Origin of the sequence: Streptomyces sp. 8K308 (genome assembly GCF_004348315.1) — a bacterium.
In the GTDB taxonomy this organism is placed as follows: Bacteria; Actinomycetota; Actinomycetes; order Streptomycetales; family Streptomycetaceae; genus Streptomyces.
The window spans coordinates 1-2,320 of sequence record NZ_SMKC01000559.1; the positions used below are offsets into that span (position 1 = coordinate 1).

Annotated in this window: 3 protein-coding genes and 1 tRNA gene; 3 read left to right on the plus strand and 1 reads right to left on the minus strand. The window is 71.5% G+C overall.

The genetic code is table 11. From position 1 onward, the window contains the following. The 3 genes from E1265_RS35625 to E1265_RS35635 form a co-directional block, all read left to right on the plus strand. The coding region (locus E1265_RS35625; RefSeq protein WP_207931346.1) for an AbrB/MazE/SpoVT family DNA-binding domain-containing protein at positions 1 to 474 on the plus strand (474 nt) is incomplete at its 5' end. Continuing rightward, positions 461 to 751: a hypothetical protein gene (locus E1265_RS35630; protein ID WP_132935087.1), complete on the plus strand. Its 291-nt coding sequence runs from the start codon at positions 461 to 463 to the stop codon at positions 749 to 751. The genes E1265_RS35625 and E1265_RS35630, both read left to right, overlap by 14 nt. Positions 752 to 851: 100 nt before the next feature. Beyond that, positions 852 to 923 (plus strand) — tRNA-Gln (locus tag E1265_RS35635). Positions 924 to 953: 30 nt separating this feature from the next. Here the strand turns inward: E1265_RS35635 and E1265_RS35640 are convergent. Beyond that, entirely contained in the window at positions 954 to 2,216 is a 1,263-nt protein-coding gene (locus E1265_RS35640; protein ID WP_132935088.1) for a serine/threonine-protein kinase, read from the minus strand. Positions 2,217 to 2,320 lie beyond the last annotated feature (104 nt).

Consider the following 2,320-nt stretch of genomic DNA (forward strand, 5'->3'; position numbering starts at 1 on the left):
AGCCGAAACCCCCCGGCCGCGGCGCCCTCCGCCCCCTGCACATTCATGGCGACCAGCCTAAGCGCCGGGTCGGCGCTGGTTCAGGCCCCGGGAGGCGTCCGCACACCACCAAGGAAGACTGGAGCTGATGTCAAGCGACGGCGCAGGCCGCACCTGGTAGCCACTCCTCTCCGCAAGAAGGGGGTGGTCACCGTCCCGCAGGACATAAGAGAGCGGTTGGATCTCCAGGAGGGCGATCAGCTGGTCGTGGCGGTTGAGGACGGCCGGATCGTGCTGACACCCGCCTCGATCGTTCCGGACGACCAGGCCTGGTTCTGGAGCCCGGAGTGGCAGGCCAGGGAGCGAGAGGTCGACGAGTCGCTGGCGGCGGGCGAGCGCGGCGAGGTCCACGAGGACGGCGAGGCCTTGCTCCGGGCCCTGGCGGATCAAGCCGGTCTCGACGTGGAGGAGATCAGGCGGCGTGCCGACGTATGAGACGCTGAGCCACTTCCTGCGGGACTGGAAGGGACTGACGGCCGCCCAACAGGCTGCTTTCCTCCTGGCCGGCACGCAGTTCGTGACCGACCTCAAGGCGGGTGGCCCACCGCGCCGGTCGCTGCGCGTCAAGAAGATGCAGGGCTACGACGTCTGGGAGCTCACCTGGGCCGCGGATGGTCGGGCCACCTTCCACTACGGGAGTCCGGTGGCCGAGGGCGAGCCGCACCTCGTCCGGCGGCGCATCGGCACCCACGCCATCTTCACTCGACCATGAGGTGGTTGATCATTGCCATCGCCTGGAGGGCGGAAGGGCTGGCATAGTGTGCGGTGTCGGTTAGGCGGTTCGCCATCGAGCGATCCCGTCTGACTCACATTCCCCCGTGGTGTAATTGGCAGCACATGAGGTTTTGGTCCTTAGTGTCCAGGTTCGAGTCCTGGCGGGGGAGCCCACTTCTTTCGGTCGGCCCTGGTCCCGCTCAGCGCCGCTGGTTCAACTCCCGCAGGCAGAGCTGCTCGTCGGCCCGCAGTTGCAGCACCACCTGGTCGTAGGGGCCGCGTTCCAGGGTGAACTCGTGGGTCAGGCGCTGGATCTCAGGGAGTGCCCTGGCGTACTGGCCGGTGTCGAGCAGCGTCGAGGCGTACTGCTTGCGCAGGCTGCGCACGATGGTCGAGCTCTCGCCGTAGCGGACGGCCGCGAGGGGCAGGGTGTGGCTGAGGAGTTCGGCGACCTGGTGGTAGCGGCCGAGGGCCAGCAGGCGCTTGACCTCGTCGAGGGCCGTGCCGAGGTCGGGTTCCGCGGGGCGGCTCGGCGGCCAGGGGGCCATCGGGTGCCAGAAGGGGCGGGTCGGGTCCATCGGGATGGCCGGCGGCGCCGAGGGTCCCGGCTGGGGCAGCAGCGGCGCGAGGACCGTGAAGACGTGGCCGGTGTCGGCGGGCCTGGCGGCCGGGTCCTTGGCGAGCAGTTGGTGGATGAGGGCGGCGAGCCGCGGCGGCGCCTCGGGCCGTAGCCGCTGCACCGGGATCGGTTCCTCGTGCAGCTTCTTGTAGAGCAGCCCGGCGGCGTTGGGCGCGGTGAACGGGGCCTGGCCGGTGAGGAGTTCGTAGCCGATGGCGCCCAGCGCGTAGAGGTCGGCGGCCGGGCCGACCGGCGGGTCGCCGACGGCCTGTTCCGGGGCCATGTAGACGGGGGTGCCGACCATGGCGCCGGTGCGGGTGAGGCGGGTGTCCTCGCCGTCGCCGCGCACGGCCGCGACGCCGAGGTCGAGGACGGTGGCGCGGCCGTCGGGGCGGATCATGATGTTGCTCGGCTTGAGGTCGCGGTGGACGATCGCGACCGCGTGCACGGCGGCGAGCGCCGAGCAGAGCTGGGCGAGCACGGCGACGGCCCAGGGCCAGGGGTAGGGGTCGTGCTCCGCGAGGTGGTCGGCCAGGTCGGAGCCCTCGATGAGCTGCATGATGAGGAACAGCTCCTCGCCGTCCCGGCCGGCGTCGTGGATGGCGACGAGCCCCGGGTGGTCGACGCGGGCGGTGGCCCGGCACTCGCGCAAAAAGCGGCGGCGCAGTTCGTCGGGGTCGGTCGTGCCGGAGAGGGAGGCGAGGCGGTCGGCGTGCAGCAGCTTGACGGCGACCCGGCGGCCGCCGAGGGCGATGTCGCGTCCTGACCAGACCTCGCCCATGCCGCCCTTGCCCAGGGGTTCAGTGAGTTCGTAGCGCCCGGCGAGGAGTCGGCCGCCGGTCATGGACGGTCCCGGCGGGGGTCGTCCTGGGCGCGGCGCAGGTACTCGCCGAGCTCGTCGAGCTCGGAGGCGACCTGGCGCATCCGGGGCGAGGTCCTGGGTTCGAC